Here is a 1,541-nt window from a genome sequence, read left to right on the forward strand (position 1 = left end):
CCCAGCGACTTAGCCAGCTTTTCAGCCTCGTCTGAGAGGCGCAGCTCCCGAGCGATCGCCTGGGCCAGTTCTGCCTGCACTCGGTCGGTGCCGACATCGGCTTGGTATTTGCGCAGCTGCTTTTTATCCAGCAGGTGGGCGATTAGCCCCTCGCTGACGGCCTCGATTTGGTCGCTGTTGCGCTCGTTGGCATCCCAGGCCAGGTAGAGGCCATAGGCCAGGGCGGCTAGGCTCGTCAGTGGATTCAGCAGGCTACCCAGGATGAGCCCACCGGCCAGGCCACCGCCGATATAGAGTTTGGGGTTGTGCATCCCCTCGGCGGCATCCTCGGCGGTGTCAATCCAAAGGGGTTGTGTGGTCGCTAAGTTACTCATGGTTTCACCTAAAGAGATGGGGGCACCGTTGCCCCCGTTTGCAGTGTTATTTGGCCTTTCTAGCCGTGGGCTCGCTTCATGTAGTGCCATTGCAGACCCAGGAACAAGATGAGTCGCACCATCATTTCAAAGCAGAACAGCATGGTGACGATTAGCCCCACACTGCCCCAGTTGATCAGCCCCCACTGGCCGGTAAAAATCACAAACACCAGCTGCCCAAAACCGCCCTCGACGGGGGGGAAGACGGTTAAGCAGAGGAAAGTATCGACGATGTAGGCGACCAGGCTGGCCCGGTTGGCGCTGCGGATGCTGAGTAGGGGAAAACGGTTGTACCAATCTTTGAGGCGAACGAGGGCGGGATCGTCGTCCTCATTCACCTGGAGTTGTTCGGCTGAGTCAGCTTCTAGGGCGATTAAGCGCATCAGCTTACGGTCATGCTTCAGCAGAATGGGGTAAGTCTCGGCTGTCTGAATGAAGGCCCACAGCACGACCCCAACCGGGATTGAGATCAGGGCGAGGGCACGATTGCCGAAAAAGCCCACCAGACCTTGCAGGTCAAAGATATTGATTAAGGCAAGGGATACCGCTTTGCAGTAGGGCAGCAGGTTGGCGGCGGCCACCACGCAGGCGACGCAGATCGCCAACCAGTAGAGCAGCTGCCGGGCGGTCTTGGCCCCTGAGTTGGGGGAACGGGTTGAGCGTTTTTTAGTGGAATAGGTAGTCATGGGTTAGGCCTCTATAAGGTGTGCTGGGCTTAGTTTGAGGGCATGTAGTAGGCGGCCCCCTGGTACTGATTCATTCGCCAGTCGACTAGGGACTTATCGCCGGTGAAGGCCATCTTCTGGGTTAGCCCTGGGGTGTTGGGGTCGCTGTCATCGTCGGTAATGATGCCTGTGTTGCCGTGGGCATCACAGACGATAGAGCCCACCGGGATGGGTTGATTGGTGGCGCTGTCGAGCACCGGGGTGTTGAGCATGAGGGAGACGTAGCGCAGCTGGTCAGCACTCACCACTGGGATGCAGCCGTCTCGATAGCGAGCGATCGCCACCTCGTTTTTCTGCGCCTGCTCCTGCTGGCTCAGGGTGAGCTCAGTCATGTCATCGCCGATACGACTGGCCTCGGCGCGGGCGGTGCTGACTTTCGAGGCGAAGTTGCCGAGGTTACTAA

At 58.7% G+C, this 1,541-nt stretch carries 3 protein-coding genes; all 3 read right to left on the minus strand.

The window, feature by feature from the left end; translation table 11 throughout:
- Positions 1-374 (minus strand): hypothetical protein (locus H6F59_RS02625; RefSeq protein WP_190694926.1); only part of this gene is annotated, 374 nt, incomplete at its 3' end.
- Positions 375-433: 59 nt separating this feature from the next.
- Complete coding sequence (locus H6F59_RS02630) at positions 434-1,099, minus strand: hypothetical protein (RefSeq protein ID WP_190694928.1); 666 nt, start codon at positions 1,097-1,099, stop codon at positions 434-436.
- A gap of 29 nt (positions 1,100-1,128) precedes the next feature.
- On the minus strand, positions 1,129-1,541 hold a 413-nt coding region (locus tag H6F59_RS02635), incomplete at its 5' end, for a hypothetical protein (protein ID WP_190694930.1).

It is taken from the genome of Nodosilinea sp. FACHB-141 (genome assembly GCF_014696135.1).
In the GTDB taxonomy this organism is placed as follows: domain Bacteria; phylum Cyanobacteriota; class Cyanobacteriia; order Phormidesmidales; family Phormidesmidaceae; genus Nodosilinea.